General features: G+C 70.5%; 22 protein-coding genes. 14 read left to right on the top strand and 8 right to left on the bottom strand.

Annotation, left to right across the window (positions count from 1 at the left end; translation table 11 throughout):
• The 3 genes from NXI30_27480 to NXI30_27470 all read right to left on the bottom strand — a co-directional run.
• On the bottom strand, positions 1-1,171 hold a 1,171-nt coding region (locus NXI30_27480; GenBank protein ID MCR9097980.1), incomplete at its 3' end, for a hypothetical protein.
• Between the two features lie 174 nt (positions 1,172-1,345).
• A complete protein-coding gene (locus tag NXI30_27475) occupies positions 1,346-2,839 on the bottom strand; it encodes a protein kinase (protein MCR9097979.1) in 1,494 nt (497 codons plus the stop codon).
• Between the two features lie 155 nt (positions 2,840-2,994).
• A complete protein-coding gene (locus tag NXI30_27470) occupies positions 2,995-3,282 on the bottom strand; it encodes a hypothetical protein (GenBank protein MCR9097978.1) in 288 nt (95 codons plus the stop codon).
• Between the two features lie 104 nt (positions 3,283-3,386).
• On the opposite strand from NXI30_27470, the gene greB reads away from it, so the two are divergent.
• The 5 genes from greB to NXI30_27445 all read left to right on the top strand — a co-directional run bounded on the left by greB (position 3,387) and on the right by NXI30_27445 (position 7,927).
• Complete coding sequence (gene greB / locus NXI30_27465; protein MCR9097977.1) at positions 3,387-3,920, top strand: transcription elongation factor GreB; 534 nt, start codon at positions 3,387-3,389, stop codon at positions 3,918-3,920.
• The gene (locus NXI30_27460; GenBank protein MCR9097976.1) at positions 3,917-4,519 is read left to right on the top strand and encodes a gamma-glutamylcyclotransferase; all 603 of its coding nucleotides are present in this window, start codon (positions 3,917-3,919) and stop codon (positions 4,517-4,519) included. Before greB ends, NXI30_27460 begins: the two co-directional genes overlap by 4 nt.
• Positions 4,516-5,289 (top strand): ATP-binding cassette domain-containing protein, encoded by a 774-nt coding sequence (locus NXI30_27455; GenBank protein MCR9097975.1) that lies wholly within the window; start codon positions 4,516-4,518, stop codon positions 5,287-5,289. The genes NXI30_27460 and NXI30_27455 overlap by 4 nt, the downstream gene beginning before the upstream one ends.
• Entirely contained in the window at positions 5,286-6,878 is a 1,593-nt protein-coding gene (locus NXI30_27450) for an ABC transporter permease/substrate-binding protein (protein ID MCR9097974.1), read from the top strand. The genes NXI30_27455 and NXI30_27450 overlap by 4 nt, the downstream gene beginning before the upstream one ends.
• An 89-nt stretch (positions 6,879-6,967) precedes the next feature.
• Positions 6,968-7,927: a CvpA family protein gene (locus tag NXI30_27445; GenBank protein MCR9097973.1), complete on the top strand. Its 960-nt coding sequence runs from the start codon at positions 6,968-6,970 to the stop codon at positions 7,925-7,927.
• Between the two features lie 196 nt (positions 7,928-8,123).
• On the opposite strand, the gene NXI30_27440 is transcribed toward NXI30_27445, so the two are convergent.
• The 3 genes from NXI30_27440 to NXI30_27430 all read right to left on the bottom strand — a co-directional run bounded on the left by NXI30_27440 (position 8,124) and on the right by NXI30_27430 (position 10,398).
• Positions 8,124-8,279: a hypothetical protein gene (locus NXI30_27440; protein MCR9097972.1), complete on the bottom strand. Its 156-nt coding sequence runs from the start codon at positions 8,277-8,279 to the stop codon at positions 8,124-8,126.
• A 157-nt stretch (positions 8,280-8,436) separates the two neighbouring features.
• Complete coding sequence (locus NXI30_27435; protein ID MCR9097971.1) at positions 8,437-9,456, bottom strand: sulfotransferase; 1,020 nt, start codon at positions 9,454-9,456, stop codon at positions 8,437-8,439.
• A 93-nt stretch (positions 9,457-9,549) separates the two neighbouring features.
• Positions 9,550-10,398 (bottom strand): cyclic nucleotide-binding domain-containing protein, encoded by an 849-nt coding sequence (locus NXI30_27430; GenBank protein MCR9097970.1) that lies wholly within the window; start codon positions 10,396-10,398, stop codon positions 9,550-9,552.
• A gap of 280 nt (positions 10,399-10,678) precedes the next feature.
• Here NXI30_27430 and NXI30_27425 point away from each other — a divergent pair, with 280 nt between their 5' ends.
• Both NXI30_27425 and queG read left to right on the top strand, forming a co-directional pair.
• Positions 10,679-11,521, top strand: a complete 843-nt coding sequence (locus NXI30_27425; protein MCR9097969.1) for an exosortase/archaeosortase family protein — start codon at positions 10,679-10,681, stop codon at positions 11,519-11,521.
• Between the two features lie 47 nt (positions 11,522-11,568).
• Positions 11,569-12,594 carry a tRNA epoxyqueuosine(34) reductase QueG gene (gene queG / locus NXI30_27420; protein MCR9097968.1) on the top strand — a complete coding sequence of 342 codons (1,026 nt, stop codon included), beginning with the start codon at positions 11,569-11,571 and terminating at the stop codon, positions 12,592-12,594.
• Between the two features lie 21 nt (positions 12,595-12,615).
• Here the strand turns inward: queG and NXI30_27415 are convergent, their stop codons facing one another.
• A complete protein-coding gene (locus tag NXI30_27415; GenBank protein ID MCR9097967.1) occupies positions 12,616-13,170 on the bottom strand; it encodes a methyltransferase domain-containing protein in 555 nt (184 codons plus the stop codon).
• Positions 13,157-13,945, bottom strand: coding sequence for a hypothetical protein (locus tag NXI30_27410; protein ID MCR9097966.1), 789 nt, complete (start codon positions 13,943-13,945; stop codon positions 13,157-13,159). Before NXI30_27410 ends, NXI30_27415 begins: the two co-directional genes overlap by 14 nt.
• 220 nt (positions 13,946-14,165) lie before the next feature.
• Between NXI30_27410 and dcd the strand changes: the two genes are divergently transcribed.
• From dcd to lptD, 7 genes are all read left to right on the top strand, one after another.
• Entirely contained in the window at positions 14,166-14,678 is a 513-nt protein-coding gene (gene dcd / locus NXI30_27405) for a dCTP deaminase (GenBank protein ID MCR9097965.1), read from the top strand.
• Between the two features lie 2 nt (positions 14,679-14,680).
• Complete coding sequence (gene dtd / locus NXI30_27400) at positions 14,681-15,130, top strand: D-aminoacyl-tRNA deacylase (GenBank protein ID MCR9097964.1); 450 nt, start codon at positions 14,681-14,683, stop codon at positions 15,128-15,130.
• A gap of 132 nt (positions 15,131-15,262) precedes the next feature.
• The gene (locus NXI30_27395; protein MCR9097963.1) at positions 15,263-15,766 is read left to right on the top strand and encodes a hypothetical protein; all 504 of its coding nucleotides are present in this window, start codon (positions 15,263-15,265) and stop codon (positions 15,764-15,766) included.
• Between the two features lie 199 nt (positions 15,767-15,965).
• A complete protein-coding gene (locus NXI30_27390) occupies positions 15,966-16,739 on the top strand; it encodes a cytochrome c biogenesis CcdA family protein (GenBank protein MCR9097962.1) in 774 nt (257 codons plus the stop codon).
• A gap of 39 nt (positions 16,740-16,778) precedes the next feature.
• On the top strand, positions 16,779-17,303 hold the full coding sequence (locus tag NXI30_27385; GenBank protein ID MCR9097961.1) for a TlpA family protein disulfide reductase: 525 nt from the start codon (positions 16,779-16,781) through the stop codon (positions 17,301-17,303).
• Between the two features lie 56 nt (positions 17,304-17,359).
• Positions 17,360-18,058: a Crp/Fnr family transcriptional regulator gene (locus NXI30_27380; GenBank protein ID MCR9097960.1), complete on the top strand. Its 699-nt coding sequence runs from the start codon at positions 17,360-17,362 to the stop codon at positions 18,056-18,058.
• 166 nt (positions 18,059-18,224) lie between these two features.
• Positions 18,225-20,618 carry an LPS assembly protein LptD gene (gene lptD / locus NXI30_27375; protein ID MCR9097959.1) on the top strand — a complete coding sequence of 798 codons (2,394 nt, stop codon included), beginning with the start codon at positions 18,225-18,227 and terminating at the stop codon, positions 20,616-20,618.
• Positions 20,619-20,733: the final 115 nt, after the last annotated feature.

The following is a 20,733-nucleotide window of genomic DNA, read 5'->3' as shown; positions in this document are numbered from 1 at the left end:
GTTCGTTGTTCTCTGCCTGGAGGCGGGTCGCGAGGGTGAGGGCCTCACGGTGTTGAGCGATGGCCGCCTCGGTCTGCTCTTCCTTCTCGGCGGCGAGCTTCTCGAGGTCGTCCGCGCGATCGGTGTGGAAGTCGATCTCGTGCTGCCGGTCCTCGACCCGGGCCGCGGCGATCGCGAGCTCGGTCGCGACGGAAGCCACTTCGGAGGCGAGCCGGACGTTCTCCTGGGCGGCGTCGTCGAGGCGCCCGCGCAGACCGATGACCTCGGCCCGGAGCGCCCGTTCGCCTTCCGGAAGCGGGACCAGCGCCCCTCGTGCGGCACGCAGCGAGGCTTCGAGCTGCTCGGCGGCGCGCTGGGACTGGACCAGCTCCCCACTCTTCGCGGCGAGCTGATCGATCAGCTGGTCGCGTTCGATCGTGACCGTCTCGAGCTCGACGCGGGTCTCTTCGAGCTCCTTCTCGTCGACGCCGCCTCCGGCGCCCTGCGCTGCTCGGACCGTCGCGAGCTCCGCGTGGGTCGCGTCGAGGTCCGCGAGGGCCGCGGCCAGCGCGCGATCGCGGTCCGACAGGTCCCTCCGCATCTCCTCGAGTGCCTCGTCCTCGGCTGCGAGCGTCGCGGTCGCCGCGCCGCCCGAATCCGGCGGGGCCATCGGCGGTGCCTCGATCTCGCTCCGCGCCATGACCTCGTCCGCACGCAGCAGGAGCGTCTCCTGCATGCCCTCGGAAGCGGGCCGCGGCTGGATCTCTTCGTAGTCGACGGAGGGGCGGTCGCTCTCGGACGCGGCCTCCGCGTCGTCGTCCTCGTCCTCCGCGCCGGCGGTCACGATCGGGGCGTCCTGGGTCGCGACCGGCGCGCCTTCTCCGGCTACCGCCTCTTCGGCTGCGGGGGAGGCGCTGGGGGGATCGTCCTGCCCGGGATCGGCAGCGGCTTCGACGGGGCTGCTCTCTCCGACTTCGGCTTCGCCGTCTTCGGTCGCGTCGTCGTCGGCGACCGCAGGGGCGACGGCGGCCGTGTCCTCGTCCGCTGCGGTGGTTTCCGCGCCCTCATTCCCGTCGGCGCCGAAACCGAGCGCTTTCGCGAAGTCCGCTTCGTCGCCATCGAGGGTGGAGGCGTCGGGCTTGTAGGACGCGTCGAGCGTCTCTTCTTCTTCGGTCTGGTCGTCGTCGGCCATGGCGTGGACCCGCGCACAGGAATCGATCCTGAGGACGGGGAATCCCTCCCGTTCTGCGCATCGGATGCGCGTGGGAGGGGCTTGACGCGGGATGGCCCCACGCCCGACAAAGCCATGTTCGACCCGAGGTGATCCAGGGGGAACCCCCTAGGTCGGCGTCGATGTTAGTCGGGGTCAGCCGCGCCGGCGCGGGGGGCCGCTGGCGATCCGGTCGGCCATGCTGCGAACCATCCGCACGGCGACGGCGGGGTTGCAGGTGACGAGCTGCTCGAGCTCCGCCTCGTTGAAGAGACAGCACCAGGTGGGCCCCTCGGCGCGGAGCGTCGCGAAGCGCTGCGCGCCCGTCAGCGTCGAAATCGCGCCGAGGAAGGTGCCTTCGCGGGTCTCCCGCGCCACGACGCGGTCGTCGATCTCGACGCCGACCGCGCCCGAGAGCAGGAGCACCGTGTGCTGCGCGGGATCGGAGACCGCGGCGATCGTCTCGCCGTGCTCGAACTTCACGAAGTAGCGGTCGAAGCCCGGTCCCCGGCAGATCGACGCCCAGAGCGGATCGACCAGGCCGTCGATGATCGCGGCGATCTCGTCGGGATCGGCGTGGCTGCGCCGCGCCGACGCGATCGTCGCCGTGTCGAGCCCGAAGCCGCTCGCGATGGCGCGGATCCGCGCCAGGACCTCGCCCGTGCCGCCGGGCCGCCGGGTCGGATCGATGTAGAGCATCTCCATCACGATCTCTTCGAGGGGCGGCGGGCAGTCGAGGGCCACGTCCGACAGCGCCTGCAGGCCGAAGATGTTGCCCTGCTCGCGGGTCCGGAGCACGTCGTGGCGCTTGTTGAGGTCGATCCCCGTGAAGAGCGCCCAGGCGGTGGCGCCGACGCCCCAGAGGTCCGTGCGCAGGTCGAAGTTCTGGACCTTCGCCGACGCCTGCTCCGGCGCGCGGAAGCCGTGGGTCCCGAGCCCGATCGAGAGCTGTCCCTGATGCAGCAGACCCTTCGACATGCGCGACGAGTGGGAGACGCCGAAGTCCGTGAGGACGTAGCCGCCGTTTCCGTCGAGCAGCACGTTCGAGGGCTTGACGTCCAGATGGAGAACCGAGGCGCGATGCGCGGCGCCGAGCGCCTGCAACAGATCGGAGAGGAGGCGCCAGGTCTGCTCGGGCGAGAGGCGCCCCAGGAAGGGCCAGGCGTCCGCGAGGCTTCCGGCCGGGTAGTACTGCATCGCGGCGAAGCAGGTCTCGCCGTCGATGTTCCAGTCGTAGACCTTCGGGATCCGGTCGTTGCGGACCGCGAGCAGCGCCGCGAGCTCCCGTTTGAGCGAGTTCCGCGCCTGGGGATCATCGGGGCGCGCCATGACCTTCAGCGCCACGAGCTTCGGCGGGGCGTCTTCGGCTGCGCCGCGCTCCGCATCGAGGCAGCGGGCGAGGAAGACCGAGCCGAAGCCCCCGCGACCGAGACGCCGGAGGACGCGATAGCGGTAGGTTGCCTGGAGCTCGTCGCCGGGCTGCGGCGCCCGGATGGCCGGCACGTCCTCGCTCGATTCACCGCCGGCGGTGGCCGTGCAGTCGAGGGTCCGGTCGTTCGCCAACACGCCGGCCTCGCGAACCTCGGTCGGATCGAGGGCGATCGTGCGCGATGCGTTCCGGTCGGATGTCGGATGGTGGGGGGCGCCCAAGGACCACTCCAGATCGGCTCCTCCGCAGCGTTCGGGAGGGCGACTCGAGGGTCTTATCGGCCGGCTCGCGGGATCGCGCGACCGCAAACTGTGGGCTGGAACACGCGGAGCGTCGCGGCGGGCGGAGTGCGCCGGCGACTTGCGACGCGATTGCGTCAGGCCTGCGCGGCGCGCGCGGCCTGTTGGTCCTCGAGGAACTCGGCGATCCCGCGCGGGACGGCGCGCAGACAGATCGGCTGCATCACGAGGTACATGATGCGATTGAAGTTCTGATGCTCGAGCATCTCGGGATCGGTCGTCAGGAAGCCGTCGTAGCCGAACCAGAGGGTGAACGCGACGAGCAGCACCGGCAGGAAGAGCGGGTGGTGGATCGGATTGGGCGGGGGGCCGCGGCGCTCGGGGTCCTCGCTCGTTCCGGGGGTCTCGCTGGATCGTTCACTCATGGGGCGGCATCATAGCGTTCGCCGCGCTCGTCGATAGGACGTGGGTCGGCAAGTTCCCGATCCGCAATGCACGCGCAGGCCGGAGTCGCGCCGCGCCCAGGTCGATGTCGAAGACGAACTACATCACGCGCGAAGGCTTCGAGAAGCTTCGGGAAGAGCTCGACTGGCTGTGGACCGACGAGCGCCCGAAGGTCACCGAGGCGGTCTCGGTCGCGGCGGCGCTGGGCGACCGATCCGAGAACGCGGACTACATCTACGGCAAGAAGCGCCTTCGCGAGATCGACTCGCGGATCCGCTTTCTGACCAAACGGATCGACGAGCTGACGGTCGTCGACGCGGGCCCGCGCAAAGATGCGGATCGGGTCTACTTCGGCGCCTGGGTCACGATCGAGGACGAAGACGGAAACCAGCAGCGCTATCGCCTCGTCGGCCCCGACGAGTTCGACGCGAAGGCGGGGATGATCAGCGTGGACTCGCCGGTCGGCCGCGCACTGATGGGGCAGCGACTCGGGGACGAGGTCGTCGTGCGACGGCCGAAGGGCGAGACCGTCTACGAGATCCTCGAGATCGAGTACGACGAGCCGGGGTGGGCCTCGGCGCGAGGCGAGGCGGAGCAGGGCGCGGGCGGCGCGTCGTGAGCGACTCGCTCTGGATCTTCGGCTACGGATCGCTCGTGTGGCGACCGGCGTTTCCCCACCGCGCCCGGCGTCACGCCTGGATCGAAGGCTTCGCCCGACGATTCTGGCAGGGATCGACCGATCACCGCGGCGTGCCCGAGCGCCCCGGGCGGGTCGTGACCCTGTTGCCCGACGCGGCGATGGCGGGGCACGAACCGGACTTCGCGCCGGCCCCCTGCTGGGGCACGGCCTACGAGGTGCCGATCGACGACCCCGACGGCGTCCTCGCCGGTCTCGACCATCGCGAGCGCGGGGGATACGACCGCGTCGAGCTCGACGTGTTCCTGCACGAGGGCGACGGTCGCCTCCCGCGGCGCCCCGTTCGCGGGCTCGTCTACATCGCGCACCCCGAGAACGAGAACTACCTGGGACCGGCTCCGCTCGACGCGATCGCCGCGCAGGTCGCAGGCGCGGTCGGGCCGAGCGGGGAGAATCCGCAATACGTCTTCGAGCTCGCGAGGAGTCTTCGGCGAATGGGCGCGGACGATGCCCATGTCTTCGCGCTCGAGGCGGCCCTGGCGGCGCGACTCGCGGCGCGCGGACGGAGCGGGTCGCGGTGATCGAGTGTCGCGGGCTCACCCGCCACTTCGAGAGCAGGGCCGTCGTCGACGGGGTGGACCTCGACGTCGCGCGGGGTGAGCTGCTCGTTCTGATCGGCGCCTCCGGCTCCGGCAAGACGACGCTCCTCAAGATGCTGAACCGCCTGATCGAGCCGTCGGCGGGGACCGTTCGGATCGACGGCCAAGACAGCGCGCTTCCACCGCCGCACGAGCTCCGCCGACGGATCGGATACGGCGCCCAGCGCGCGGGGCTGCTTCCCCATCTCGATGTCGCCGCGAACGTCGGTCTCACGCCGAAGCTGCTCGGGTGGGCGCCCGAACGGATCGCCGCGCGCGTCGATGCCTTGCTCGAGCGGGTCCAGCTCGATCCCGCGACGTATCGAAGCCGCGACGTCGGGAGGCTCTCCGGAGGGGAGCAGCAGCGCGTGAGTCTGGCGCGGGCGCTCGCCGCCGAGCCGCCGCTGTTGTTGCTCGATGAGCCCTTCGGTGCGCTCGATCCCGTGACCCGGGATGCGCTTCAGGAGGAGCTTCGCAGTCTGCGCGAGGAGCTCGATCTGACGATCGTGTTCGTGACCCACGACATGAGCGAGGCGCTGCTGCTCGGCGATCGGATCGCGTTCCTCGAAGCCGGGCGGATCGCGCACGTCGGCACGCCGGCGGCCCTGCTCCAGGACGCCGACTCGGCGGCGATCGACGCCTTCCTGCGCGCGCCACGGCGGCAGGCCCAGCGGATCGAAGCCCTGATCGGCGGAACCGAGGAGGGGGCATGAGCGGTTGGAGCGCCCAATGGGCCGAGCTCCCGCGCTACCTGGCGAGCCACATCGAGCTCACGCTCCTGGCCCTCGCACTCGGCCTCGCGATCAGCTTGCCCCTCGGCGTCGTCGCGTCGCGGCGTCCGGGGCTGGGGCGTGTCGTCCTGGCCGTGGCGAGCGTGCTCCAGACGATTCCCGGCCTGGCCCTGCTCGCCTTGATGGTGCCGGCGCTCGCCGGGCTCGCGACGATCACCGACGGCCTGGGCCTCGGCCCGGTGCCGAGTATCGGCTTCCTGCCCGCCGTGCTCGCGCTCGCGCTCTACAGCGTGCTGCCGATGCTGCGCAACACCGTGACCGGGTTGGTCGGCGTCGACGCGGATCTGGTCGAGGCGGCCCGGGGCGTGGGGATGGATCCGCGGGAGGTGCTCTGGCAGGTGGAGCTCCCACTCGCGCTTCCCACGATCGTGGCGGGCCTGCGGACGGCGACGGTCTGGGTCGTCGGGATGGCGACCCTCGCGACGCCGGTCGGCGGGACGAGTCTCGGCAACCCGATCTTCGCGGGTTTACAGACGCGGAACTTATCGGCGGTGCTGCTCGGGAGCGCGGCGGCGGCGGTGCTGGCGATCGTGCTCGACGGGGTGGTGCGCCTCGCGGAGACCGGCTTCGAGCGGCGTTCCCGCGCACGAATCGGGGCTGCGGCGCTGCTCGTCTCGACGATCGCGCTCGGCGCGCTCGGATACGGCACGCGGACGGACACGGAGACCGCGAACGCGAGCGGCCCCGCCGTCCGGATCGGCGCGAAGAGCTTCACGGAGCAGTACGTCCTGGCGCGGATCCTGGCCGGCGTCGCGGAGGAGGCCGGCGCGCGCGAGACCACCGAGGTGCCCTCGCTCGGGTCGACGGTGGCCTTCGACGCGCTGGCGGCCGGGGACCTCGATCTCTACGTCGACTACACGGGCACGATCTGGGCGACGATCCTGCGTCGGACGCAGGCCGGGGCAGATCGCGCGGCCGTGCTCGAGGAGGTGCGCGCACGGCTGGCGGCGGAGCACGGCGTCGTCCTCCTCGCCGCCCTCGGCTTCGAGAACACCTACTGCCTGGCGATGCGCGGGGACGATGCGCGCGCGCGCCGGGTCAGGCGGATCAGCGACCTCGCGCCGATCGCCGGCGGACTCGAGATCCTCGGTGATTTCGAGTTCTTCGAGCGCCCGGAGTGGCGCGCGATCGAGGAACGCTATTCGCTGCGCTTCGCGGAGGAACGCGCCATGGACGCGAGCCTGATGTACGAGGCACTCCGGTCGGAGAGCGGCGATGTGATCAGCGCCTACTCGACCGACGGGCGGATCGAAGCCGATGGGCTCGCGGTCCTCGAAGACGATCGCCGCGTGATTCCGCCCTACGACGCCGTCGTGCTCGCCAGCGCCGCGTTCGTCGAGCGGGCGCCGCGGATCGCCCTGGCCCTGCGGGCGCTCGAGGGGCGGATCGATGCACCGGCGATGCGACGGATGAACGCGCGGGTCGACCTCGAGGGCCGGGCGCCGGCGGCGGTCGCGGAGGCCTGGCTGGACGCCTGCCTGGGGACGACGGGGGTCTGTCCAGGGCCCTGAGAGGGCGCTCAGGCTCCGATCAACGTGCTCCCGGGCGGGCCCCGCGGCCCGGGTTTCAGCCCGATTCGCGTCGGGTCGATGGAGAGGACATGCTCTTCGACTTCCTGTTCGGACTCGTCCTGCTCGCGATGGCCGCGCTCGGCGCCTGGCGTGGCGCCGTCGTCTCGGGCACCGGCCTCGCGGGCCTCGCTTGTGGCTACGGCGGCGGCCTGCTCGGCGCGGTCCATCTCGCCGGCTGGGTCGAGCGGACCCTGGTCGTCTCGTCGCTGGTCGCCCCCGCGATCGCCGGCACGATCGGCTTCGTGCTGGCCTGGCTGGTCGTGAGCAGCGCGGGGGACCTCCTGGTCGCCTGGGACGCCGAGCGCGTCGATGGCGTGCCGCGGGGTCCCTTCGATCGCGGGCTCGGCGGCGTCTTCGGCGTCGCCCGGGGCAGCCTGATCGTGGTCCTGCTCGCGGTGCTCGTGAGCTGGCTCGACGCGGCCCGGGACCTCGGTGCCGTCGACGGTCTGGCCGCGCTCCCGGAGACGGAATCGTCGACGGTGACGGCGGCGACCGGCGACCTGGTCGAGTCCGTCGTCTCGTCCGCGCTCTCCGATGCCGGTGCCGCCGGAGAGATCGCGGCTCGGATCGCCGCGCGCCCGGGCCGGACCCTCGGGAGCGTGCAGTCGATTCTCGAGGACGAGCGCCTCGACCAGCTCTTCTCGGACAAGCTCTTCTGGACGCTGATCCAGAACGGCTCGATCGACTACGCCATGAACCGCAACGCGATGCGCTCGATGGTCCTCGACCCGGAAGTGCGTGGCCGCTTCGCGGACCTCGGCCTCGTGGGCGACGACGCCCGGGAGGATCCCCAGGCCTTCCGCGAAACCTTGTCGGGCGTTCTCGGCGACGTCGCCCCGAAGATCGCCCGCCTCCACCGAGACCCCGAGATCCAGGCGCTCGCCCAGGACCCGGAGATCCAGCAGCTCGTCGCCTCCGGCGACACGCTCGCGCTGATCGCCCACCCCCGCATGAAGCGAATCGTCGACCGCGTTTCCCAGGAGCTCTGATCCGAGACGCTGCGCCAAACGAAACGAGGCGAGCCCCTCAAAGGGAACTCGCCTCGATGTCTTCATGGTGGCAAGAAACGGATCACCGGACACCGCCAGCAACCGCGTTCGTGCCTAGCACCCCAGCCCCGAACCAGGACGCCACAACGTCGCAGAGCTCACCCTCGCGGCGAACTCTGCACAATGGATCCCCACCTCAAAAAAGAGGGGTGTCGTCGCCGTCCGGCGCGTACGCCGAGATCTCGCAGCACAGGGAGATCTCCTGGGCGGCGGGGCGCTCGAAGCGCTTGGGCTGGTCGTTCTGCTCGGCAGCGCCGAAGCTCGTCGCGGGTCGGATGATGCGTTCTTCCATGGGCGCCATGTATAGCAGTCTCCCGGTCGGTCCCGCACGCCCCGCAGGTGGAGTCTTCCACGGCGGTGCGCGGTGGGCGCTCCCCTGATCGGCCGGGGGCGCGGGGCGCGTGAGCGGATTCGGTCAGGCTGCCGGCGCGATGCCGCCCGCCGCCCGCTCAGCGCAGCAGGACGTCGCAGACTTCGCGCACCTTCTTCACCAGCCGGCCGAGGCCATTCTCCGGCCGGATCCGGCGGCGCACCCCCACGAGCACCCGGCGCTCGAGGGCGTAGCGGGTGAGCCTGGGGCGGGGAGCGGGCTTGCCTGCCAGGTCGATGGCCTCGAGCTCGCGGACGATGTCGGCCCGGGGATGGCCCCAGGTCTCGAGGTCCTCGTCGGCGAGGCGAGCCACGATCTCCTGATAGAGGCCCACCCGTTCGGGCTGGCCGGTCGCGGCCTTCGCCCACTTGGAGAGGCTGTCGGTCGTCGGCCGGCTCTGCTGGGCGACGTTCGTGGGGTCCCCGAGGCCGCGGGTCGATTCGCCGCGGGCGTTCGGGGCGGCGCCGTAGTCGACCATGCCGGCCTCGAATTCGATTCCCAGGAAATCGCAGATCTGGCGGGCATTTTCCTCGGGTTCCTGAACCAGATTCTCGTATTGGACGCGGTGGTAGGGCACGCGCTGCTCGCGGAGGAAACGAGCGATCGCGGGGACGTAGCGCTCGAGCAGCGGGTTGTGCGCGTGGGCCACGGCATCGTCGCCGTCGAAGAAGGAGTCGACGTACGAGGACCAGACCGCGACGGGGTGGCGGGTCAGGACGATGAACTTCGCCAGGGGGTAGAGCCGTGCCAGGAAATCCAGGGAGAGTGCGTAGGCCGGGGTCTTGTCGAGGAGGAGCGAGGCGTCCCCCGCGCTCTCGAAGAGGCCGCCGTAGATCTTGTCCGTATAGGACCGCAATGCCTCGAGATAATCGGCCTCCCCGTTCGGCAGCGCGGCGACCAGCGCGCGTGCCGCGGTCCGCGTGATCACGGGGTCGTAGGGCGCTTCCTCGACCGCGTCGTAGTAGCCGAGGTGGGCCAGAGGCGTGATCAGGTGCGGCTCTTCGGGGGCGAAGATCGCCGAGTGGGCCCCGAGCACGCGCGAGAGCAGCGTCGAGCCCGAACGCGGCGAACCGATCAGGAAGACGAGCCGGTCCTGCATGGCCTCCAATCCTTCACGAATCACTCGAAGGTGCTCGCGCACGCTTCGGGGGCAGGAGCTGCGCCGGTCCGTGGGATCAGCAGGATACCGGAGTCAGGATGGATCGCTGACGAGGCCGATGATCTTGCCCATGCGCTGCGCGTGGACGCGGAGGAGGGCGACGCCGAGGCGATGCCCGAGCCAGGGCTTCATGCTCCGAAGGTGTCGGAACGCGCCCGCGTCGAGCTCGAGGAGCTTGACGTGGTCGTTCGCGACGGCGCTCTCGGCGTGGGGCAGATCCGCGAGGAGCGGCAGACCGCCGAAGAGATCGCCCACCTGGAGCTGGGTGAGCGGGCGCTCGAAGGCGTCGCGGACGCGGACCTGGAGCGTGACCGAGCCCTCGATGATCAGGAAGATCGAGTCACCGCCGTCGCCGGTCTGGCCCTGGCGGTAGATCATGTCGCCGGGGCTCAGGGAACGGAAGCGGGTGACCTGCGCGAGGCCCATCGCCTCCTCGAGGCCGAGCTCGTGGAGCGCCGTTCGCTCGTAGAGAAAGCGGGCGAGCTTCTTCCCGGCGTCGAGGACCTGGTCCCAGACGAGCTCGAGGTGATCCGGATGGGGATTCTCGAACTGGACACCGGTGAGGATCACCCCTTCGGCGGGATCCTCGCGCTGCCAGCATCCGATCGCGTCGAGCATGACGCGCTGGGTGGGCAGGTCGAGGACGATCCGCTGCACGCCCTTCACGGAGAACGGGGAGGGGGTGGCGATGCAGGCGCCGCCGATCGAGAGGTCGCGGGTCCGGCCCACGAGCGCGCCACTGAAGTCGGTGGCGTAGAGTTCGACCGCGAGGTCGGTGCCGACGCGCGGGTTGCTGCGAACCTCGAGCGGGTCGACCGGCGCTGCCGGGCGGGAAGCGGCCGCGGAATCTTCGGAGGGAGCTTGATCGTCGGGCTGGTTCATGAGGCTTCCGAAAGCGGGAGGCGCGCGAGGCGCGGTCGAGCGCAGCACACAGGCTTCGCTCGTTTGCGTTTCGGTTGCGCTGACATGGGACTTGACCGCTGCGAGCGGACTCAATCCAAAGGGCGCGGCCCCCGATGTCCCAGGACGGGCACCGACTCGAGAGGCGCGCGTCCGGCGTGTTCCCGGGGTGGCCTCCGGTGAATCCGGGAGGGAGGCAGGCAGTGCGGCGGCAACGATGCGGTCCGGGCCGGCGCTCGCGACGGGCCCGCGCGAGGTGGACATGACGCGCGGCGAGTGGGCGATCGTCGCCTTGCTGCTCGTCGGCTGGGGGCCGGGCCTGCTGGCGCTCTCGGAGGTCTGGAGCAGCGTCGAGTACGCCTCCCACGGCTACCTCGTGCCCTTCGTCGCCCTGTGGGCCGCCACCGCCCACCGGGTTCGCCTGGCCGCGCTTCCGGCGGCGCCCGTCCCCGGCGGACTGCTCGCGCTGGGAGCCCTGGCCGTTCTCTACGTCGGCTTGATCGGGTTCGGCGACGCGAGCCTGCTCGGGCTGCTCTTCGTGGCGACCGTCGTCGTGGCGGTGCTCGCGCTGCGCGGCGTCGAGTGGGTCCGGACCCTGCGCTTCCCGCTCTCGTATCTGCTCTTCATGGTGCCGCTGCCGATCGCCTGGGTGAACCCGCTGATCGTCGAGCTGCAGATCCTCGTCTCGACGGCCGCCGTCCGGCTGCTCCAGATGAACGGGGTGGCGATCTTCCGCGAGGGCAACGTGCTGACGCTGCCCGGCGATCAGACCCTCTTCGTGGCGGATGCCTGCAGCGGGATCACGAGTCTCGTGACGCTGATCCCGATCGGCGTCTTCATCGCCTACTTCACCGACTCCGTCGCCTGGCGTCGGGTCGCGCTCGTCGTCGCGGTCGTGCCGATCGCGCTCGCCGGCAACCTGCTGCGCGTGATCCTGACCGTGGTCCTCGCGATCGAGGTCGACGTGGCGTTCGCGACCCGAGGGCCGCTCCACGAGTGGGCGGGCGTCGCGACCTACGTGCTCGGCTGCGTCTGCCTGCTGGCGGTCGGCGAGGGGCTGCGCAGACTCTCCGCCGCCCCCTCGCGTGGCGCGGTCGCGTCGTGAGTGCACGGCCGTCGGAGGGAGGCTCGCTCGCGGAATCGGTGCGGCGCGTGGGGCTCGTACTCGGGCTGGATTCGGTCGGCTTCGCCGCCGCCGCGCCCGGTCCGCACAACGGGTTCGTCCGGGAGTGGTGGGCGCAGGGCTACGGCGGCGAGCTCGACTACATCGGGCGCCGGCTCGACGAGCGCGTCGATCCGCGGCGCGTCCTTCCGGAGGCGGAGTCGTTGATCGTCGCCGCGCTGGCGCTGCCGAGCGAGGAAGCGGTCGAGGCCGATGATCCGGGTCCGCGCGGATCGATCGCCCGCTACGCCGGCGGAGACGACTACCACGACGTCCTCCTCGAGCGGCTCCGTGCCCTCGAGGCGGCGCTCCCGTCGCTCGCCGAGCGCCGGGTCGTCTCCCGGAGCTACGTCGACACGGGACCGATCCTCGAGCGCGCAGCGGCGGCCCAGGCCGGCCTCGGCTGGATCGGGAAGAACACCTGCCTGATCGATCCGGAGCGCGGGTCCCACCTGATGCTCGGCGTGATCCTGACGGACCTCGCCCTCGCGCCCGATGCGCCGGAGCCCGATCACTGCGGAACGTGCCGGGCCTGTCTCGATGCGTGTCCGACCGACGCGTTCCCCGAGCCCTGGGTACTCGATGCGACGCGCTGCCTCTCGTACACGACGATCGAGCTGCGGGGCGCGATTCCGGCGCACCTGCGCGAGGCGCAGGGAGAGCACGTCTTCGGCTGCGACGTCTGCCAGACGGTCTGTCCCTGGAACCAGAGTCGGCCGCGGGAAGCGCCGGAGGATCCGCTGGGACTGCGCGCGCGACTCACGCCGCGCTCGGCCTGGCAGTCGCCGACGCTGCGCTGGCTCCTGGAGCTCGACGAGGTCGGCTTCCGCGAACACGCGCACAAGACGGCCATCAAGCGAACGGGTCACACGGGCCTGCTTCGCAATGCCCTGGTCGCGGCCGGCAACAGCCGGGACGGTTCGCTGCGTCCGGCGGTCGAGCGCCACGCGGAGAGCCCCGATCCCGTCTTGGCCGAGCATGCCCGCTGGGCGCTCGACCGGCTGACCTCCGCCTAGCGGGTCGGTCGGGGGGACGCTCTAGCGAGGGCGGCGGGCGAGCAGCCGGGCCGTGTCCGCGGGCTTCGGCTCGTCGGTCGGGCCCTCCTCGAAGCGAAGGGGCTCGAGACTCGGGAAGAGCGTCGGCAGCTCGCCGGGCGCGAGGAGGAACGCATCGCGCGAGGGGCCCCAGCCGCGTTCGCGCTGCGCGGTCGTGAACGTCTCGTAGAGCAGGATTCCGCCGGGCGCGAGGAGCGACTCGATCCAGGGCGCGAGGGGGCGATGGAGGTAGCGGAAGACGAGGACGGAACCGAAGGGGGCCGTGCCCAGGTCAGGGGGCGCACCGGTCTCGAGGTCGACCACGCGCGTCTCGATCCGGTGCCCTGGCGCGGCGGCCTGCCGGAGCGCCGCCAGGGGATCGCCGTTGCGATCGACGGCGAGGACCGCGAGGCCGAGGTCGGCCGCCGCGAGGGCATGGCGGCCGCGTCCGCAGGCGAGATCGAGGGTCGGGCCGAGCTCGGCGGAGCCGCGCAGCGCGTCCTGGCAGGCCACGAAGAAGGGCGAGGGGGCTCCGATCTCGCGCCTAGCGTCGTCCATCGGCCACCAACCAATCGTGCATCTGCCCGGGCAGGTCCGTCACGATTCCGTCGACGCCCCGCGCGAGGAGCTCGGCGATCTCCTCGAGGTCGTTGATCGTCCAGACGTGGACCTCGACGCCATGGGCATGGGCGTGCTCGACGAGCGCCGGGGTCGCGAGGGGCTGCCCCGCGAACTCGGCCGGGATCTGGAGCGCGTCGACGCCCTCGGGCATCTTCCCCTGGCCGAGCGCGCTCCCGACCGCCTGGACGATCTCGCCGAGGCTCGCGCCGATCGCCGGGGCGACGGCGTGTTCGCGCAGGGCCGCGCGCAGGAGTGTCATCACGTCGTCTTCACCGGCGGCGAGGAGCGTCCGATCCGCGCGATCGAAGCGCGCGACGAGATCGAGGGTCGCGCGGATCGCCGCCGCGTCGGCGCACTTCACTTCGAGATTGAAGCGCGCGTCCGGGAAGGCATCGAAGGCGGCTTCGAGGGAGGGGATGCGATGTCCCGCTCCCTGGAAGGTGGGCTGGTAGTGGCCGGCGTCGAGGGCGGAGAGGGCGGCGAAGTCGAGATCCGCCGCCAGACCTTCGCCCTCGCTCACGCGTCCGACGTCGGGATCGTGAAGCAGGATCGGTACGCCGTCTCGACTCACGTGGATGTCGCTCTCGAGAATCTGGGCACCCTGCTCGAGCGCGGCGGCGAAGCTCGCCAGCGTGTTCTCCGGGTGCGTGCCCGCGGCCCCTCGATGACCGATCACGACCGGTCGATCCACGTTGAAGTATTCGTGCGCCATGTCTCTACGGTAGTTCAGAGGCCATCTCATGAACCCCTCGGTCGCGATGAACGCGCCTTCGGCCCGATCTCGGCGTTGCGAAATCTTGAAGTCGGGAGGAGCCGACAGGCTCCGAGTAGCTACGCCTGCGATTTCGCGCCTTGATCTCGGGCCCCTGTTTTCATCCATGAGAGGCGCGTCCCTCACTCGGTCGGGATTTATGAGATAGCCTCTGCGCCCGATGTCGGTCCTGACCCGTGACGTGATCCTGCGCGAACTCGATTCGGGGCGCGTGAACATCGACCCGCTCGAGACGTCCCAGGTGGGCGTGGCTTCGATCGATCTGACCCTCGGACGCGAGATCCGGGAGATCGTGGGCAACGAGGCCCCGATTCCGGTCGAGGACGCGACCGACTACCGGGACCACACGCGGGTCCTCGACCTCGACGAGCCCTATCGCCTCGAACCCGGGTCGACGATCCACGGCATCACCCTCGAGCACGTGACGCTGCCGCCGGATCTCTGCGGCTTCCTGGAAGGGCGCAGCCGCTTCGCGCGCCTCGGTCTGATGATCCACGTGACGAGCGCCTTCGTTCAGCCCGGCGTCTCGAATCGCCAGGTCCTCGAGATGAGCAACGTCTCGAGCCGGGCCCTCGAGATCGTGGCCGGCGTGCGGGTCTGCCAGCTCGTGCTGATGCGCACCGAGGGCGAAGCGGTCTACCGCGGACGCTTCCAGAACCAGCGGGAGATCTAGTCGTGCGCGCCGTCGTCCAGCGCGTGTCGTCGGCGTCCGTCGACGTCGGCGACGATCGCGTCGCCGAGATGGGGGCCGGGCTCCTCGCGCTCGTCGGGGTCGCCGAGGGCGACGACGAGCGCGCCGCAGCGGAGCTCGCGAAGAAGATCTGTGGTCTGCGGATCTTCGAGGACGACGGGGGCAAGATGAACCTTTCCCTCGAAGAGATGGGGGGAACCCTCGGACTCGTCTCGCAGTTCACGCTCCTTGCCGACGCACGCAAGGGAAGGCGGCCGTCGTTCGGGGCGGCGGCGCCTCCGGAGTCGGCGGAGCCGCTCTTCGAACGCGTGGTCGCCGAAGCGAGATCGATCGGCGTGCCCGTCGTCACCGGAAGGTTCCGCGCGATGATGCAGGTTTCCCTCGTGAACGAGGGGCCGGTCACGATCCTGTTGGATACCGACCGCGCGTTCTGAGTCCGCCGGAACCCGCGCGAGTTGGACGACCTCGGAAGATCGGGCACACTCCCTCACGGGGAATGTGAGAGGTCGAGGGCAGGACGGCGCGATCGTGTCGTCCGAACCTCGCATTGAGAGGTTGGACGAATCATGACATTCGAGATCGATCGCTCGGGCGAGCGCCCGAGCATGGAATCCGTGCGCCCGAAGCGCGGCCACGACGTCAAGCGGCGCTTGATGACGGCCCTGGTGGTCGTTGCGATGCTCGGCGCCCCGAGCGCGGGCTTCGCCGAGAGCGCGGCCCAGGAGACGGGCCGCGAAGGGGGCCTCGGCGCCGCGGCAGCCCTTTCGAGCCTGATCTACGGGCCGGTGAAGCTGCTCTACGCCACGGGGGGCCTGATCGTCGGTGGCTTCGCCTGGGCGTTCACCGCCGGTGACTCGCAGGTCGCCGAGAAGGTCTTCACGCGCTCCCTGCGCGGCACCTACGTGCTCACGCCGGACCACCTGACCGGCGAGCAGGAGATCGTGTTCATCGGACGCGACGTCGACGAGCCCGGCCGTCGGCCGGAAGCCGTCGCTTCGGCGACGACGGCCTCGGCGTCGGCCTCGGCCGAGCCGATCGACACGAGCGGCTACGACGAGATGGGCTGGTAGCCCTCGTCCCGTCCGGCCTCGCGCGCGCGTCCGGCTCCGACCGGGCGTCGCGCGCGGTGCCGGAAGGGTTGGCCGGGACGCAGCGAGCCGATCGACACCCAGCGGCGCGGGCCGACCGCAACGGATCGTGGCCCTGCCGGCGTTCGAACGATGAGTGCTGGCATCGGCGGGACGTGCGCGTCACCTTCCCGCGCAACCCATGTCCGACTTCGTCACGCAGATCCCGATCGTGTTCGCCTCGGGGCTGATCTCCGTCCTGTCGCCGTGCGTGATGCCCCTGATGCCCGCCTATCTGTCGCTCGTCTCGGGCGTCTCGGTCCAGGATCTCGGGGAGGGCGCGTCGACCGGTGAGCAACGAGCCCGCGTGATGGAAGCCTGCCTCGGCTTCGTCTGCGGCTTCTCCACCGTCTTCATCGTGCTCGGCGCGAGCGCCTTCGCGCTGGGCCGCGTGCTGCGGACCTTCCGCCTCGACCTCGGCTTCGCGGAGCTCGGGATCGCCCAGATCGCAGGGGTCGTGATCCTGATCTTCGGCCTTCACATGATGGGGGCCTTCCGCCTGTCGTGGCTGATGCGGGACACGCGTCTCCACCTCGACCTGGGGGCGCCCGGCTTCATGGGCTCCTTCACCGTCGGCGCCGGGTTCGGCTTCGGCTGGTCGCCGTGCATCGGGCCGATCCTCGGCGCGGTCCTGACCCTCGCCGGAAGCCGCGACACCGTCTACGAAGGGATCACGCTGCTCGCCGTCTACTCGGCGGGGCTGGCGATTCCGTTTCTCGCGGCGGGCTGGAGCATCGACTACTTCTTCAGTGCCTTCGCCAGGATGAAGCGCCACTTCCGGACGCTCGAGTTCGTCTCGGGGATCCTGCTCGCCGGCGTCGGCCTCCTGCTGATCTCCAATCAGCTGGCGATCTTCAATACCTACTTCGGGTTCCTGAACGACCTGGTCTACGCCGCCGAGGAGGCGCTCCAATGAGGGCGCTGGGCGGCGGGGTCCCCCGGTGAGCGGCCCGCGATGAAGGCGGCGATCGGGATCTGGCTGGTCGTGCTCGTCGTGACCGTCGTCGCGAGCGGCTACCTCGACGGCTGCTTCGTCGAGGAGTCGATCGAGCGACCCGAGGCCGCGTCCTTCGAGCTCGTGCGTCTCGACGGTCTCCCGGTCCGCCTGGAAGAACAGCGCGGCCGCGTCCTGATCCTCGATTTCTGGGCGACCTGGTGTGCCCCGTGCGAGGTGCAGATGCCGATCCTGCAGGAGATCTGGGAGCGACGCCGGGACGAGCCGCTCACGATCGTGGGTGTGTCGATGGACACGGATCCGCCGCAGAAGGTGAGTCGCTGGCTCGCCGAGCGCGGCCTGACGTACCCGATCGCGATCGCCGATCAGGAGCTCGCGGTCGAATACGGAGTCTGGTCCTTCCCGACCCTCATCGTCGTGGATCCGTCGGGCCGGATCGCTCGTTCCCATCAAGGCGTCTTGAGTCGTCCGGAGCTCGACGATCTGATCGATCAGCTGCAGCGCGAGACTCCGCCGGCCTCCTGAGGGCGGTGGGGCGCGGACCGCGACGCAGACCGGCCCGTCTCAAGTGGTCCTTGCGCGTGGACGAAAGAACCCGGAGGCCCCGCCCAGCCGGGCGGAGCGCCGAGGGGGACGGTCGGCTGTCTGCGGGAGAAACGACACAGATCCAGGTCCGGAAGGCCTTCCAGCGCCACTTCGAAGACGGCGAGGTCGTCTTCGACGAGGGCGACGAAGGGATCGACCTCTACGTGATCCAGTCCGGTCGGGTCGAGATCAGCCGCTCCGGGAGCTCGGGGCCGCGGGTCATCGCGCGCCTCGGCCCGGGGGACTTCTTCGGCGAGATGAGCGTCGTCCTCGGTGAGGCTCGGACTGCCCGCGCCGTCGCGGCGGGCCCGACCGAGATCCTCGAGATCGATGGCGAGACCTTCGAGCTCATGTGCATGGAACGCCCGGAGATCGGCGTGCGCATGATCCAGCGCCTGGCCACGCGCCTGATCGGCGCCGAGCGTCGCCTGGCCGCACTCGGTCTCGACGAGCTGGTCGGTCCGCTGGTCCGCTTCCTGGCCACCCGTCCCGTCGGCGAGAACGAGGACGAGCTGCGGCTCCGCACGAGCCTCCGGGAGCTGTCGGCGGGGTGCGATCTGTCGATGGAGGAGACCCATCAAGCACTGCATCAGCTGATGGACCAGAAGCTCCTCCGGCTCGTCGAAGACGAGCTGGTCGCGCCGGATCGCGCGGCGCTCACGACGGCGCTCACCCGGTTCGCCCAGGCGAGCTAGCCGCCGGTTTGGCCGGGCCGCCGGCACTCAGGTAGCGTCCCCCTGTCCGCACAGGAGTGCGCGCAGCGCGCGTTCCGTGGCGACGGGGGGAAGCGTGGCGCGAGGGGCCACCTGCCAGAGCAGAAGGGGCCGCGGTCTGCCCGCGTGTATTCGCCTGGCGATCGCCGTGGCCTGTCTGATCACGGGACCCGTCGCTGCACAGCAGGTCGACCGCGCGCGGCTCGAGGATCCCCTCGAGATCACCGCGGACCGGATCGACTACGACGGCGAGCGTGATCTCTACGTCGCCACCGGCAACGTCCACGTGATCCAGACGACGCGGACCCTGCGCGCGGACTGGGTGGCCTTCAGCACCCAGACGCAGACCGGCGTGGCCGAGGGCGACGTCGAGCTGGTCGACGAGAGCGACGTCCTGCGCGCGGAGTTCATGGTCTTCGACGTCGAGACCCTGCGCGGGATGTTCTTCGACGGTGGCTTCGACGCCGGCAGTCAGGGGTTCCGGATCCGCGCGAAGGAGATGATCCGAACCGGGGAGAACACGTTCGAGATGCGCGACGCGGTCTTCACGACGTGTCGCTGCGAGCCGGGCGAGCCGCTGCCCTGGAAGATTCGGACCGCGGACGCCGACGTCGAAGTCGGCGACTACGGCACGGTCAGGAACGCCACCTTCGACGTGCTGGGGGTTCCGGTGCTGTGGTTCCCCTGGGCCTTCTTCCCCGTGAAGAGCGATCGGGAGTCCGGCGTGTTGCTCCCGCAGCTCGTGCTCGGCGGACGGAGCGGCTTCGGCGGTGGACTGCCGCTCTTCTGGGCCGCGCACGATCAGGTCAACGTCACGTTCACGCCCAACTACTTCTCGGAGCGGGGCTTCAAGGGCGACGGCCAGATCGAGTACGTCTTCGGCGAGCGATCCGGGGGCGATCTCTTCGTCTCGGGGCTCTACGACCAGCGCGACGACGACGTCGCGAGCACGGATTCGCGACGCTTCGGCGTTCGCTGGCTCCACGACCAGATGCTGCCCGGAGAGTGGCGCTGGAATACGGACCTCAAGTACGTCTCCGACAATTTCTACCCCGAAGACTTCGCCGAGTTCCGCCCCTTCCGTGAGTTCCGATTCCTCGAGTCGACGACGAACGTCCATCGCTCGTTCGGCGACGCGGGGGGGCTCGGCGCGATGGTCGGCGCCCGCTTCGCCGACGACGTCCAGGGCATCCGTAGGCGGGACACGGTCCCGCCCGGGGAAGTCCAGCTGCTCGACGCCGACGACGTGACGCTGCAGCGGTTCGGGGAAGCGGCCGTCGACGTCCAGCCGGGGACAGCGGTGGCCCCCGGCGGCATCGAGTTCCTGCTCGACGCGGACGTCGTCCACTTCCGGTCGATCCGGGATCACGAGAGCGTGTACGACCCGCGGCCCGGCGCGAATCCCTCGGTCGCGGACGGCCATTTCTACGATCTCGGTGCCGACGGGCTGGTGCCGGCCACCGTCTCGGGTCGTCCCTTCGACTTCGGCGGCGGCAACGGCCTCTTCGAGCCGGGCGAGCCGATCCGCGAGCGCGGGGTGCGGGCGGTGATCCATCCGCGCGTCGCCCGACGCTTCCACCTCGGTCGCTTCGGAGCCGTGACGCCCGAGGTGGGTTGGCGCCAGAGCCTCTACCGCACGGATCAGCAACAGTTCGGGGAGCGCGGGCTGCTGACGGCGCGGCTCGAGTGGCGCAATCCGCTCGCGCGTGAGTTCGAGCGCGGTCGGGGCGGCCTGCTTCGGCACGTCGTCGAGCCGCGACTGGGATGGGCCCTCGTCTCTCAGCGACAGCAGGACCGCAATCCTCTGTTCACGCCGCGGGGGCTCGTGGAGCAGTCTCGCCTGCGCTCGCTCTCGCTCGAAGCCATCACGCGCGACCCCGCCGATCGGATCGAGACCGCCAACCGCGTCGTGGCCGCCGTCGGCCAGCGCTTCTACCAGAAGCGCCGCGCCCGAGCGTCGCTCCAGTTCCTCGGCGAGGTCCTGACCGGCATCGACTACGACTTCGCGGAAGGCGGGCTCGGCAACGTCTTCCTCGACGGCCGCATGATGCCCCTTCGCGGCTTCTCCGCGCGCGCGGTCGCGGCCTTCGACCCGGAGGCGCTCGCCCTCGACGAGGGCGGCCTGGATCTCCGGTTCGGGAAGAAAGTCGACCTCTGGCTGCTGCGTCGCTTCACCCTCGTCGGCGGCTATCGCTACCGACGCCGGATTCCGCCGGTCCTCGAGAGCGACCGGGGCGTCGTCCGGATCGGTGAGATCGATGCGATCAACCAGATCCGAGGGCAGGCGATCGTGGAGCTCACGTCGCGGATACGCCTGCGGTACGCGACCGTCTACAAGCTGGCGGAACGCGACGAGTTCATCCGGAATTCGGGGACGTTCGAGTACGTCTCGAAGTGCCGGTGCTGGTCGGTGGGCGCGACCGTCGCCGTCGATCGGCGGGACAACCTCCGCGGCGGGCTGATGTTCCGCTTCATCGGGCTGGGGGAAGGGCGCGAGGACCAGCTCTTCGACTCCGGCTTCGGGACCGGCGTCAGCTTCTGAGGCGGCACAGCGCCCCGTGGCCCGTACGCGCTGCCCATCGCTTGCTGGACTCACCACAAGGTCTTAGAATCACAGGGTTTTCTGCTCCCCCTACCCACTCCCGACGCACCGGTCC

Source organism: bacterium, assembly GCA_024742285.1.
GTDB lineage: Bacteria > Myxococcota_A > UBA9160 > UBA9160 > UBA4427 > UBA4427.
This window is presented reverse-complemented; position numbering and strand designations above follow the sequence as displayed.